Genomic DNA, 12,202 nt, shown 5'->3' with positions numbered 1-12,202 from the left:
TGCGATCAGGGAGCGATCAGGACGGTCTTGCCGGGCAGTCGTCCGGCCGCCGAGTCCTCATGCACGGCACGCGAATCGGCCACCGGGCGGCGGGCGGCGATATGGATGCGGAGCCGACCGTCATCGACCCTGGCCACCAGCTCGGTCAACTGGGCGGCGTCACTGCGGACCCACAGGCCGGCCGTGCGTACCGAGCGGGCGGGGTCCTCCGGTATCGGGCCCGCTGTGCTGGCTGCTACGCCGCCGTCGGCGACGTAGCGCGACAGCCGCGCGGCCTCGTCCTCGGTGCCGCGCACATGGTTCAGCAGAACCTCGAAGGGGCCACCCACCGCGGCGGGGCCTGCGGCGAGATCGAGACGGCCGACGACCTGGGCGCCGTAGCCCTGAAGGCGCTCGGCGTGCCGCGGACTGGCCGCCGCGGTCACCTGCGCTCCCGCGTCGACGGCAAGCTGAACCGCGAGACTGCCCACCGCACCCCCTGCCCCGTTGACCAGAACGGTCTGCCCGGGCTTCAGCTCGGCGATCTCGAACAACACCTGCCAGGCCGACAGGCCAGTAAGGGGCAGCGCCGCGGCGTCGACCAGGTCGATCGACCGGGGCGCCGCGACCAGGGCCTCGGCCGGGGCGAGCACGTACTCGGCGGCCGCGCCCACGGCGTCGAGGGGCAGCATGGCCACGACCCGGTCGCCGACCGCCACGCCCGACACCCCCGCGCCGAGTTCGGCGACGGTGCCCGCCAGGTCGATCCCGGGCACGTGCGGGAGAGCGATGGGCAACATCGCGTTCAGGGCTCCGGCGCGGATGTGGTCGTCGACCGGGTTGAACGACGTGGCCGCCACCCGCACCAGCACCTGCCCGGTGTCGGGTACCGGACGCTCGATGTCCTCGTAGCGCAGGACCTCGCTGCTGCCGAAGTCGTGGTAGCGCACTGCCTTCATGGCACTTCCTTTTGTGTGTGTCGGTGTGTCGGTGTGTCGGTGTGTGCGGGGCCGTTGCTCGTTCATGGGGGGGGCACCCGCCGTCGTTAGTTCATCTGCACCGACCGCGTGGAGTTGCCCATCACCATGCGGTCGATGGCGCTCACGGCGCTCCCGGGATCTGAGGCGGCGCCGACGGTGAGCAGCAGCGGGACAAAGTGCTCGGCCGTCGGGTGGGCCACCTCGGCACCCGGTGCCTTGCCGCGGTAGTCGGTGAGTGCGTCGACGTCGGCTCTGGCGAGAGCGTCGACGGCCCATTCGTCGAATGCCGCCGTCTCAGCGGCGAGTTCAGGGTGGCGGAAGACGGCGAAGCTGTGCGTCATGAAGCCCGAGCCGACAATGAGGACGCCTTCTTCGCGCAGAGGCCGCAGGCGCGCACCGAGTTCCAGCAGAGCGCCAGGTTCGAGACTGGGCATCGAGAGCTGTACGACCGGGATGTCGGCCGCGGGATACATGGCCATGAGGGGGATGAAGGCGCCGTGGTCGAGGCCGCGGTCGGTGAATTCGTGCACGGTGGTCCGGCTCAGCGTGCCGGTGAGCCGCCGCGCCAGGTCAGTGGCGTCGGGGGTCGCGTAGGGAAGCGTCCGGTAACGGGGGTGGAAGCCGCTGAAGTCGTAATACAGCGGCGTACCTGCCGCGGATCCGGAGAGGGCAGCCGGTGCGTTTTCCCAGTGCGCCGAGATGACCACGACGGCCTTGGGCTTGGGCATCGACTGGGCCCAGTCGAAGAGGTCGCCGAGCCATTGCGGATCGTCGAGGGTGAACGGGGCCCCGTGGCTGACGAAGAGACTGGGAAGGGGTCCGTCGGACTCACTCCACACACGCTGTGAGCGCGCCTGTGGCAGTACCCGGGCAAGGAGATCGTCGTACGCCCCGGCCGGCGGGTGCGACGGTAAGAAAGAAGACAGGCCGTTCGTGGCGGGCATCGATACCGGCTCCTTCACAGTCGTCGTGGTCATTCCGAAAGCCGTCACCGGTTCCGAAGTCGCCCGTTGACTTGCCCAGGCAAGTCAAACGTAACCCCGATTGAGTTGCCCAGGCAAGTCATCTGAGTTTCCTGGGCAAGTAGGATGTGAAGCATGGACACTTCGTCAGCCTGGCTCGACGACGAACAGCAAGACCTGTGGCAGGCCCTGCTCACCGTCGTCATCGCACTTCCGGCGGCCCTCGACCGTCAGCTGCAACGAGATGCGGGCATCTCCAACTTCGAGTACGGCGTTCTGGCCCGGCTGTCCATGACCGACGAGGCCACGATGCGACTCAGCGACCTGGCCCGGGACTGCAACAGCACGCAGCCTCGCCTGTCGAAGGTGATGGACCGCTTCGAAACCCGCGACTGGGTCGTCCGCCGACCCGACCCCACCGACGGCCGATACACCCTCGCCACACTGACCGACACCGGCCGGCAGAAGGTCGTCGCGAGCGCACCGGAACACGTCGCGCAGGTGAAGCGACTCGTGTTCGATCCGCTCAGCGCCGCTCAACGCCGCCACCTCAGCGCCGCGCTCACCCGCATCGCCGCCACCGTGCGCCAAGAACTCGATGGAGGGTGAACCTCGTCCGATGCCCTGACGCCGTCGTTCCATGGATGGTTCGGCTCAGCCGATCGGTGCGCTCGGAAACTCGCGATTGTTCCTCCGCCGAGCCGACAGGAAGCTGATGGCATCCAAGCGGTTCCCCCAGGAGAGGCCCGATGACCATCGCTGCAATCGTAGGAACTTCCGTCGTCGACGAGATCTCCGAGCGTGCCCCGGACCTGATCTCCGCCGGTGGCAGCCGTACGTGGTCGGTGTGCGGCCGCAACTTCGTCGTAGCGATCACCGAGCTCGAAGCGGGTGACCGCCTCACCGAGCACAACCTGCCCGACGAGTACGTGCTGCTCGTCCAGGACGACGCGGTGGTGGGCGTGGAGCACGACGGCCGGGCCCTGGTGTCCGTGCCCGAGCCCGCGCTCGTCGTCATACCGGCCGGCACGAGCACGCTGCACGCGGCGTCATCGACCACGGTGGCGCGGGTGTTCACCGCCCGTTGCGACGAGCAGATGAGACGGGCCGTCAACCATGCTGCCGGGGCCGACCCGCGAGCCGCACCGCTGCCGGAGCCCATCGAGGCGGGCGGTGACGGGATCCGGATACACCGCCTGCGGGACATCCCCGACGAGGAGGGACGCCTCGGCCGGATCTTCCGGACGGCGTCGCTGATGGTGAACTGGTTTCCGGTGCACGAGGGGCCACGCGACCCCGAACGGCTCTCGCCCCATTCCCACGAGGACTTCGAGCAGATGTCGGTGACCCTCGTCGGGAACTACGCCCATCACCTCCGGGTCCCGTGGACCCCCCGGATGAGTGAGTGGCGCGACGATGAGCATGTCGAGGTCGGCAGTCCCTCGATGACACTGATCCCGCCGACCGTCGTGCACACCACCCGCGCCGTGGGCGCGGGCCCGCACACGCTCATCGACGTCTTCGCACCACCGCGCGAGGACTTCCTCGCGAAGGGCTGGGTGCTCAACGCCGGGGAATACCAGGGGACCCGGCCGTGAGGGGCGATGCGTTCCCCCGGCTCGGCGCCTGGGTCAAGCTCCCCGCACCGGAGAGCGTCGAGCTGCTCGCACTCGCCGGGTTCGACTTCGTCGTGATCGACGCCGAGCACGGCGCGATCGACACCCGCACGATATCGACCATGATCGGGCTGGCCCGTGGCTGCGGACTCGCGCCCTTCGTCCGGGTCGCCGGTACCGCGCCACGCGATGTCCAGGTCCCGCTCGACGCGGGGGCGGCCGGTCTGTTCGTCCCACAGGTCGACGACGCCGCCCGGGCGCGGGACGCCGTACGAGCGACACGGTTCCCTCCGCTCGGACGACGCGGGGCCAGCACCTCCGGACGAGCCGGCCGATGGGGGCTCGAATCCCTCGGTGACTATCTGCGGTCCGGCAATGACGAGGTCCGCCTCGTGGTCCAGGCCGAGAGCGCCGGAGCCCTCTCGGCGATCGTCGAGATCGGTGAGGTCTCCGGCGTCGACGCGGTCTTCATCGGCCCGACCGATCTCGCGGTCTCCGGTCAGTTCGGCGAGGGTGACGGCAGGCCGGCAGACCTCGTCGCGGCGGCCGAACGGCGCTGTGCCGACCACCGCATCACCCTGGGGACCACGGCCTCGGACAACGCGTCGGAACTGCTGGAGCGTCGTGGGTACGACTTCCTCGTCCTGGGGGCCGACACCACGATGCTGCGCCAGGGCGCACACGCGTTGGTGCGCGGTGCGCGTACCGCCGCGCCGGGAGCCGGCCGATGACCCTCGCCCTCCCGCACACCGAACTGTCCATGCTGGTGACGGCGCTGTGGTACGAGATCGATCACGGCGACGGCTCGGCAGCCGCCGGATTCTTCACCCCCGACGCCGAGCTGACGTTCTCGCGCCGCACCTTCCGCGGCACCGACGAGATCAACGGCGTGTACCGCGACCGCACCGCACGGGGACCGCGGGTGTCGCGTCATCTGATGTCCAACTTCCATGTCCTGCGGCACGAGAGCGATCGCGTCGAGGCCGTGTCCGCCCTGGTGCTCTACGCGCAGGACGGAACGCCACCCGTACCGACGACCGTGCCGGTGCTGGTCGCCGACGTGTACGACCGCTTCGTCCGGGTCGGCGAAGCGGATGGCGAAGCGGATGGCGAAGCTCACCGCTGGCTCATCGCCTCCCGGCGGATCGAGAACCGCTTCCTCATGCCGGGCGACGTCCTCGCTGTTCCCACCGAGTAAGGAGACCGATGTCTCACCAGCGGCATCCGGAAGATTTCCCCCTGCCGACCACCCGGGGCGAGCTGCCCATCGTCGACTCCCACCTCTTCGACGATCTGCTCCCCCCGGAGGCGGCCTTCGAGCTGACCGCCGGTCTACGCCGGCACCGCGAGCCCTTCGTCGGCATCACCGAGGACGGCACCCCGCGCCCGGGCCTCTACCGGCTGAATGACGCGGGGACATCCCCGAAAGCCGCCGTCGTGGCGGCCCTGGCCTACCTCGACGGGCTGGCGCCCCACCAGAGGGTGGTCGCCGCCCTGCCCATGGACGCCCCGGAGTGGCAGCTGTGGACGAACGCGATCCCCACATGGCACCCGAAGGGCATGCGCCTGGAACGGCTCGATGACGGCGACCGCGACCGCGCACTCGCCGTCATCGAGGCCAGTCTCAGCCCCACCGGCTACGCCCAGGTGCGAGCGGTGATGGCGCTCAACGAGAACCTGGGCGAGCTCATCGACGACTACCGGGACACCCTCACGGAGTTCGCCTACTGGTTCACCGTCTTCGGGTCCCCCTCGGGCGACTCCCCCTGGGGATGGCAGCTGATGGGCCATCACGTGGACGTGCACTGCGTCTTCGTCGGAGGACAGGTGATTCTCGCCCCGGTGTTCCTCGGTGCCGAGCCGACGACCGGAACGGGGCGGTTCGAGGGCGTCCACGCCCTGGGCGACGAGACCGAGGTCGCCCTGGCGTTCCGCCGCACTCTGGACCCGGGCCGGCAGGAGGAGTTCCTGATGGGGCCGTCGCTGCGGGCGGAGGACCTGCCGCCCGAGCTCGCCGGTCCGTGGAACGGACGGCATCTCGCCGGCGCGGGCAGCGACAACCTCGTCCTGCCTCCCGAGGGGATCGTCGCGGCGAGCCTGCCGGCCGACCAGCGTGACGGTCTGGTGGAGCTGATCCGCGTCTATCTCGACCGCCTCCCGCCGCCACAGGCCGAGCGCACCCTGGCGCTCGTCCGTGAGCACTTCGGCGAGACACGGTTCGCCTGGCGCGGCGGCCACGACGACGAGTGCGCCTTCTACTACCGGATCCACTCCCCCGTGCTCCTGGTCGAGTACGACAACCATCCCGGTGTCTTCCTCACCAATCCCGAGCCCGCCCGCTACCACGTCCACACCATCGTGCGGGCGCCCAACGGCAACGACTACGGGCGTGATCTCCTCGCCCAGCACTACCGGCTGCACCACGGAGGTCATGGAGCTGGCTGACATCGCACGACGAGCGGGGTTGTGCTTCGTCGTCCACGGGAGCGTCGACGCCCTCGTAGGAGGGACGATCCTCGTCCTACACCATCACGGACACCGTGCCCCGGATGCCGAACAGCGACTTCCCGTAGATCTCGGCGGCCACTTCGGGGTTGAGGACGGCGTGCCGGCTCCCGGTCTCGATGTCGCGCCAGATGCGCTGCAGCGGGTTGGACTCGCCGAAGCTCGAAGCGCCCTGGGCCGAGCACACGATGCGGACCGCCTCACGCGCGTGGACCGCCGCCATTCCCGCGTCCATCCGCATCCGTGCCCGGGCATCGTAATCGGGCAACACCCCGGCCCGCGCGGCCTCGTCGATGTCGGCGGCGGCGCGGTAGGCGTGCAGTTGGGCGGAGTCGGCGAGCGACGCGGCCTTCGCGGCGGCGAGTTGGATGGTGGGTGCCTCGGCCTGGGAGGCGTAGCTCGTCAGGGTCAGCGCTCGCCGCGGGGCCTTCTCCAGCAGGAGATCGACAGCGGCCGCGGCCAGCCCGAGCTGGGGCCCGGTCAATACGAGCGCGGCGGTCGGCACGAACGGTGCCCGGTAGAGCGCCTCGTCGGTGAAGGGTGTGGCGTAGCGGCCCTCGACGGCGTCGGGGACGGAGTGGAAGCGGTGTGCGGGCACGAAGAGGTCCTCGCCGACGAGGGTGTTCGACGCGGTTCCGCGCATGCCCGCCACGAACCAGGTGTCCTCGACGGTCAGCTCCGTCATCGGCGCCAGCACGATGCCGACGGCGTCCGACGTTCCCTCGGCGTCCGGCCGGGTGACCCCGAGGACCGCCCAGTCGGCGTGGGCGCACCCGGAGGCCGGGGCCCAGCGCCCGCTCACCCGGTACCCACCCTCGACCACGCGCGCGGTACCCGAGGGGGTCACGACACCGGCGACTCGGGCGTCGGGGGTGTGGGCCCATACGTCGTCCTGGGCCTGGGCCGGGAAGAGCCCGACGAACCACGCATTGGCGTTGAGCAGTGAGGTCAGCCAGGCGGTGGAGCCACAGGCCCGCCCGACCTCGCGGCTGACCTCCAGCAGGGTGCGATAGTCGGTCTGCAAGCCGCCGTAACGGGCGGGTCGCATCAGCGAGAGCAGGCCGGTCTCGGCCAGGGCGCCGATGTTCTCGGCGGGAACCATGCGCTCGCGGTCGGTCCGATCGGCGCCCGCGGCGATCAGCGGTCGCAGGGCGGCGGCGCGCTCGACGAGCTCGGACCGCAGGTCACGTGCGGTATCGGTGGTGCGGGGAACGTCCAGGGTGATGGTCATCGTCGTCATTTCGGTGTCGGGGGTTGGGTGGGTACGGGTCGTACGGGTCGTACGGCTCAGCTCGCGACAGCGAGAGGGGTGTGGGTGCCGAAGACCCGGCGTGCGTAGGTCAGCGGGGCCGCGGGGGTCGGCTCGGCCTCCTCGACGCCGACGACGAGCAGGATGTGGTCACCGCCGTCCACGTGGCGTTCGACGCGTCCCGCCGTCCAGCCTGCGGACTCGGGCAGGTAGGGCAGTCCGGCGCGGAGGGTCCAGGTGACGCCGTCGAACTTCGAGCCCGATCCACTCCGGCGGGCGAATGCCGACGCCAGTTCCCGCTGGTGGGCGCCGAGGATGTTCACTCCCACCCGGTCACCCGGCTGGAGGTGGGGCAGCAGCCGCGAGGAGCGGTCCAGTGCGAAGCTCACGAGCGGAGGGTCGAGTGAGAGCGAGGCAAGGCTCGACACGGTGGTGCCGTGCGGTCGTCCGTCGGCGGTCGTCGCCGTCACCACGGTGACCGGCGAGCACACCCCGCTCATCAGCTCGACGAAAGTCTCTCGGTTGATCATCGGGCGCCTCTCGTAGGCATGGGTTCGTCTGTCGGGATGCGTGGTGTTGTGTGATCCCGCGTCCGACATCACACAGTGAACTCCGGCTTCCGGGGCGGGCGCTTGGTCTGTCGGCTCAGGATTCCGGTCGCCTGTTGGTCTGCGGCACCGGTCTGTTGGTCTGCGGCACCGGTCCGTTGGTCTGCCGCACCGGTCCGGGCCGCGACCGGCGCTCCGGGCTCACCGCTCTGTGACGTCGCGGGGCTGGAGGACCGCGTCCCCCAGTTCCTCGGCGAGTGCCAGGGCGGTGTGGAGGGCGAAGCGGCGGTCGTCGAGGCCGTGTCCCAGCACCTCCTGGGCTCGCTTCACGCGGTAGGTCACCGTCCCCCTGGCCACGTGCAGGCGTCGGGCGACATCCACGAGGCTCCGCTCGGCGCCGATGTAGTGGTACAGCGTGGTCCGCAGCGCCTCCATCGACGCGCTGCGGGTGGCGAGCCCGCCGAGCTCACGTCGTACGAAGTCACCGGCCGCGTCGAGATCGGTGGCCAACAGCGCGATGGCGGCCACGTCGGCGTAGGCGGTCGCATGCCTCGGCACCCGCCCGGCCTCGCGCCGCAGTCGCTCGACCCGCTCCCCGCGCTGGGCCTCGCGGTGGGAGCGACGGAAGCCCTCGACGCCGCCACCCGGGGTCCCGAAGGCCGCCTGCGTCCGCTGCCGGGACAGAGCCTCGGCGATGGTCTCCCACGAACCGGTCCGGCGTGTGCCGTCCGAAGGCACCGTGCCGTCCGAAGGCACCGTGCCTTCCGAGGGCACCGTGCCCCACGCCCACAACCGCCCCGAGGCCACGGGTACGACCAGCATCGTGGTGGCGCCCCGGGCCCGGAGCGCCTCGGTGGCCGCCGCTTGCAGTGTGGAGCTGCCGTTCGGCGCGTCCGACCACACCACCACCGCCTCGTGGGTCCGTCGCAGGTCATAGCCGAGGACACGCGACGCCTCGCCGACGTCCGTCGTCGTGGCATCACTCAGCAGGGAACGCACGATGTCGGCCCGTGCCGCGGCCGCGCTGGTGCTCCACACCTCGTGTTCCACGAGGTAGGCGCGGATCATGGTGTCGGAGAGGTCATCGACGTAGGAGAACAGCTCGCGGGAGATCGCCGTGACCTCATCGACCGCCACCTCCGGGTCGACCAGCTCGGCACAGGCCCGCAGGAACGCCTCGGTCGTCGCCGCATGCCCGATCCGGACGCCGTGCAACACCCGCTCGAGCGGTACGGCCCGGTGAACGAACTCGTGGATGCCCTCCAGGATCGCCTCATCGGTGGGCGGGGCTGCTGCCGGGCCGTCCACCAGAGTGAACAGCGCCCGCAGGGTGGTCGCTTCATTGCCCCGGCGGAGCAGCTCGACCGCGGCCGGGCTACCGCCGAGGGCCGGCACCTCGCCGACGATCCGCCGCACAACCACGGAATTCAGCTCGATCGCCCAGCGCACGGGGTCCGCGCCGACGCGCGCGACGGCGTCCTCGACGACCGCGCGCGGGCTTGCCGCTCGGTCCAGGTCGACCTCACCCCGCGGGCCCAGCCGCGCGATCCAGGCCCGTCCCGGCCGCCGCCCACCGGTCTCGGTCACACTGTCTCCCTCGGGCTACGGCGCCGCGACGGGGTCATCGATCCCGGTCGCGGTGATCGGATGTGACGCCATACTCGGTCCAAGGCGAGGGACTGATCAACTGCGGGTTGCCGAAGCCATCGTTCGGCAAATCCGAACGATGTGGTAGAAGAGTCTGGCTGCTCGTCGTGGTGCGAACACCTTGGAGTTTCGAACACTATGGAGTGACGGGAGGACGGCAGTGAACCTGCGTCAGATGGAGTGCTTCCTCGCTGTCGCGGACGAACTCCATTTCCGGCGCGCCGCCGACCGTCTGCGACTGGCCCCGCCCAGTGTCAGCGAGGCCGTCGCCAGTCTGGAACGCAGCCTCGGTAGCCGGCTCGTCGAGCGTACGAGCCGAAGGGTGCAACTGACCCCCTTCGGCGCCGAGTTCGCCGCCGCGATCCGGCAGCCCATCGAGGCGTTGCACCAGGCCCATCGGACCGCCCGCCTGCGCTCGGCGCGCCATCGTGACCTCGTCGTCGCCCACACCCCGGAGCTGGGACAGCTGATCCTGCCAGGACTGGTCGACGCCTGGCCCGGCGCCACCGCCGACGACGAGGCCCGGGGCCGGTGGCGTCCGGTCCCCATGCACACCCCCGAGCAACTCGCCGCCGTGGCGGACGGCGAGGTGGACGTGGGCCTGTGCTGGTCGGTTCCCGAGCAACCCGGGATCGCCAGCGCCGTGCTCGGCGAGTTCCCGCTGGTCGCCGTGGTGCGGGCGGCGGACCCGCTGGCGAGCCGCCGCGAGGTGGCGCTCACCGACCTCCGCACCCGTCAGATCCTGATCACCCCGCGTGCCGACAACCCCTACCTGGAGAGCCAGTTGCAGGCGGACATCATCCGGGCCGGTATCCCCCGTACCCACATCGAGGAGGTGGGGCGCTACGACGAGCTTGCCGTGCATGTGGCCACGCGCGGACACGTAGGTGTCCACCCCGGGCCGATCGCGTTCTCCAATCACCTGTCCACTGTCGTGTTCCGGCCGATCGCCGACGCGTCCGGCAGTGTCCGGATCTGCGCGATCAGCCGCGCCGAGGCCCGCGACGGTTCCATCGCGCCGCTCATCGCGAGCTTGCGGTCGATCGTCGGCTCACTCGACATCGACGACAAGCTCAGGTGACCCACCCGGCGTGTGCGTGGGCGACCGCCCCCGGAGAAGCCGGTCCCGCTCGGTGTGTCCCGCTCGCCGACGAACACCGCGGCTCGTTTCCGCGGCCCTGAAACGAGGCTCCTGGCCTCCGGGCCCGGCGCAATCCCCCCCGGGGGCCTGGGCCTGGGCCTACGCCACGGGGATGATGCCGCCGTCGACTCGGAACTGAGCTCCCGTGAGCCACTTCGCGCGGCCGGATGCGAGGAAGGCGATCATCTCCGCCACGTCCTCGGGATCGCCGGGCCGGCCCATCGGCACGTTGAGGTGATCCACGATCTGCTGCTGTACCTCCGCCACGCCAACGCCCTGCCGGTCGGCGATGCGCTGAAGGTGCTGGACGGCGCCCTCGGTGGCCACAAAGCCCGGCAGGACACACACCACCCGCACTCCGTGCTCGCCCACTTCGGTCGCCAGCTCGCGGCTGTATGCGTTGAGCGCCGCCTTGGCCGCCGCGTAGGACGCTTCGGTGCGCTGCGGCAGACGGCTCGCGATCGACGAGACGTGCACGACGACACCTGAACCCCGCTCAACCATCCCCGGGACCAGGGCCCGGTCGAGCCGGACGGCACTGAGCAGGTTCATCTCGAGGTCCGCACGCCACGACGCGTCGGACCGCTTCAGGGTCGGCATCGGGGCGCTCGCGGCGGCCGCGTTGTTGACCAGGACATCCACCCCGCCCACGCTGTCGATGACCCGTCGGCCGAGCTCCGCCGCTCCTTGATCCGTCGCGAGGTCCGCGGGGATGAAGGTGGCCGGCAGATCCTCCGGAGGCGCGCTGCGCGAGGCGGTCAGCACCGTCGCGCCCGCGGCGGCGAATCGACGGGCGGTCGCCTCGCCCAGACCGCGGCTGCCGCCGGTGACCAGCACACGAAGGCCGCTGAGCCCCTCTTCCGGAACTGTCATGGGAGTGCCCCTCCAGTAAAGTGAACCCGACTCCGGAAACTATACATAAACGGAACCCGACTCACTTTACGGAGGCACTGTTGCCGTCGTCACGTCCGATGCGCGCCGATGCGCGCCGCAACCGCGAGGCGCTCCTGGCCACGGCGCGGGAGGCGTTCCTCACCGGCGAGGCCGACGCTCACGTGGAAGAGATCGCCCGGCGGGCCGGAGTGGCGGTCGGGACGCTCTACCGCCACTTCGAGACACGCGAGGCCCTCGTCGAGGAGGTCTACCGCCAGGAGGTCGACGAGCTGTGCGCCGCACCCGCGGAACTCCTTGACCTGCATGCCCCGGACGAGGCCCTGCGCCACTTCCTGCTGCTGCTCGTGGAGCACGCCGCCGTGGGCAAGGGAATGGCCGTCGCGCTGGAGAGCATCATGGCGACGGACTCACCGATCTTCGATGACGCCCGCACGCGGATGGCACAGGCTCTCCAGCAGCTACTCGAAGCGGGCACAGCGGCCGACACCATCCGTGGCGGCGTCAGCGGACGCACACTGCTGCGCGCGCTGGGAGGCATCTGTGGAATGCACACCACGGAGGGCTGGCAGGACGAAGCCGTGCAGATCACGGCGATCCTCTTCGACGGCCTGCGGTTCGGCGCGCAGAACGCGGGCTGAGCCGCCGCGCCTCGTACCGACGAGGCGTGTCCGGGAGACCGGC

At 70.5% G+C, this 12,202-nt stretch carries 13 protein-coding genes; 7 read left to right on the top strand and 6 right to left on the bottom strand.

Going from position 1 to position 12,202, the window contains the following annotated elements; translation table 11 throughout:
* Positions 1–5 precede the first annotated feature (5 nt).
* Positions 6–938 carry an NADP-dependent oxidoreductase gene (locus J5X86_RS14065; protein ID WP_208517106.1) on the bottom strand — a complete coding sequence of 311 codons (933 nt, stop codon included), beginning with the start codon at positions 936–938 and terminating at the stop codon, positions 6–8.
* A gap of 86 nt (positions 939–1,024) precedes the next feature.
* Entirely contained in the window at positions 1,025–1,798 is a 774-nt protein-coding gene (locus J5X86_RS14060) for a class III extradiol ring-cleavage dioxygenase (RefSeq protein ID WP_308124551.1), read from the bottom strand.
* A 258-nt stretch (positions 1,799–2,056) separates the two neighbouring features.
* Here J5X86_RS14060 and J5X86_RS14055 point away from each other — a divergent pair, with 258 nt between their 5' ends.
* The 5 genes from J5X86_RS14055 to J5X86_RS14035 all read left to right on the top strand — a co-directional run bounded on the left by J5X86_RS14055 (position 2,057) and on the right by J5X86_RS14035 (position 5,982).
* Positions 2,057–2,530, top strand: coding sequence for a MarR family winged helix-turn-helix transcriptional regulator (locus tag J5X86_RS14055; RefSeq protein ID WP_208517104.1), 474 nt, complete (start codon positions 2,057–2,059; stop codon positions 2,528–2,530).
* Between the two features lie 140 nt (positions 2,531–2,670).
* A complete protein-coding gene (locus J5X86_RS14050; RefSeq protein WP_208517103.1) occupies positions 2,671–3,519 on the top strand; it encodes a hypothetical protein in 849 nt (282 codons plus the stop codon).
* Entirely contained in the window at positions 3,516–4,268 is a 753-nt protein-coding gene (locus J5X86_RS14045; RefSeq protein WP_208517102.1) for an HpcH/HpaI aldolase/citrate lyase family protein, read from the top strand. The genes J5X86_RS14050 and J5X86_RS14045 overlap by 4 nt, the downstream gene beginning before the upstream one ends.
* Positions 4,265–4,735, top strand: coding sequence for a nuclear transport factor 2 family protein (locus J5X86_RS14040; protein WP_208517101.1), 471 nt, complete (start codon positions 4,265–4,267; stop codon positions 4,733–4,735). The genes J5X86_RS14045 and J5X86_RS14040 overlap by 4 nt, the downstream gene beginning before the upstream one ends.
* 8 nt (positions 4,736–4,743) lie before the next feature.
* Positions 4,744–5,982: a DUF3500 domain-containing protein gene (locus J5X86_RS14035; protein ID WP_208517100.1), complete on the top strand. Its 1,239-nt coding sequence runs from the start codon at positions 4,744–4,746 to the stop codon at positions 5,980–5,982.
* Positions 5,983–6,058: 76 nt separating this feature from the next.
* On the opposite strand, the gene J5X86_RS14030 is transcribed toward J5X86_RS14035, so the two are convergent.
* From J5X86_RS14030 to J5X86_RS14020, 3 genes are all read right to left on the bottom strand, one after another.
* The gene (locus J5X86_RS14030; RefSeq protein WP_208517099.1) at positions 6,059–7,273 is read right to left on the bottom strand and encodes an acyl-CoA dehydrogenase family protein; all 1,215 of its coding nucleotides are present in this window, start codon (positions 7,271–7,273) and stop codon (positions 6,059–6,061) included.
* 56 nt (positions 7,274–7,329) lie between these two features.
* Entirely contained in the window at positions 7,330–7,821 is a 492-nt protein-coding gene (locus tag J5X86_RS14025; protein ID WP_208517098.1) for a flavin reductase family protein, read from the bottom strand.
* A gap of 219 nt (positions 7,822–8,040) precedes the next feature.
* Positions 8,041–9,426: a CdaR family transcriptional regulator gene (locus tag J5X86_RS14020; RefSeq protein WP_208517097.1), complete on the bottom strand. Its 1,386-nt coding sequence runs from the start codon at positions 9,424–9,426 to the stop codon at positions 8,041–8,043.
* Between the two features lie 220 nt (positions 9,427–9,646).
* Between J5X86_RS14020 and J5X86_RS14015 the strand changes: the two genes are divergently transcribed.
* Entirely contained in the window at positions 9,647–10,567 is a 921-nt protein-coding gene (locus tag J5X86_RS14015; protein ID WP_208517096.1) for a LysR family transcriptional regulator, read from the top strand.
* Positions 10,568–10,726: 159 nt separating this feature from the next.
* Here J5X86_RS14015 and J5X86_RS14010 read toward each other — a convergent pair whose 3' ends face one another.
* The gene (locus J5X86_RS14010; protein WP_119985587.1) at positions 10,727–11,500 is read right to left on the bottom strand and encodes an oxidoreductase; all 774 of its coding nucleotides are present in this window, start codon (positions 11,498–11,500) and stop codon (positions 10,727–10,729) included.
* An 80-nt stretch (positions 11,501–11,580) separates the two neighbouring features.
* On the opposite strand from J5X86_RS14010, the gene J5X86_RS14005 reads away from it, so the two are divergent.
* Positions 11,581–12,159: a TetR/AcrR family transcriptional regulator gene (locus J5X86_RS14005; protein WP_208517095.1), complete on the top strand. Its 579-nt coding sequence runs from the start codon at positions 11,581–11,583 to the stop codon at positions 12,157–12,159.
* Positions 12,160–12,202 lie beyond the last annotated feature (43 nt).

Origin of the sequence: Streptomyces sp. NEAU-YJ-81, assembly GCF_017592595.1 — a bacterium.
GTDB lineage: Bacteria > Actinomycetota > Actinomycetes > Streptomycetales > Streptomycetaceae > Streptomyces > Streptomyces hygroscopicus_B.
Note: the sequence above shows the minus strand (reverse complement) of the source record. Positions and strands in the feature narration are given on the sequence as shown.

What these genes read in the sequence shown, in the direction of transcription:
- J5X86_RS14055 (WP_208517104.1), top strand. Translation starts at nt 2,057, where the DNA reads ATGGACACTTCGTCAGCCTGGCTCGACGACGAACAGCAAGACCTGTGG.
- J5X86_RS14040 (WP_208517101.1), top strand. Translation starts at nt 4,265, where the DNA reads ATGACCCTCGCCCTCCCGCACACCGAACTGTCCATGCTGGTGACGGCG.
- J5X86_RS14065 (WP_208517106.1), bottom strand. Translation starts at nt 938, where the DNA reads ATGAAGGCAGTGCGCTACCACGACTTCGGCAGCAGCGAGGTCCTGCGC.
- J5X86_RS14050 (WP_208517103.1), top strand. Translation starts at nt 2,671, where the DNA reads ATGACCATCGCTGCAATCGTAGGAACTTCCGTCGTCGACGAGATCTCC.
- J5X86_RS14010 (WP_119985587.1), bottom strand. Translation starts at nt 11,500, where the DNA reads ATGACAGTTCCGGAAGAGGGGCTCAGCGGCCTTCGTGTGCTGGTCACC.
- J5X86_RS14035 (WP_208517100.1), top strand. Translation starts at nt 4,744, where the DNA reads ATGTCTCACCAGCGGCATCCGGAAGATTTCCCCCTGCCGACCACCCGG.
- J5X86_RS14030 (WP_208517099.1), bottom strand. Translation starts at nt 7,273, where the DNA reads ATGACCATCACCCTGGACGTTCCCCGCACCACCGATACCGCACGTGAC.
- J5X86_RS14025 (WP_208517098.1), bottom strand. Translation starts at nt 7,821, where the DNA reads ATGATCAACCGAGAGACTTTCGTCGAGCTGATGAGCGGGGTGTGCTCG.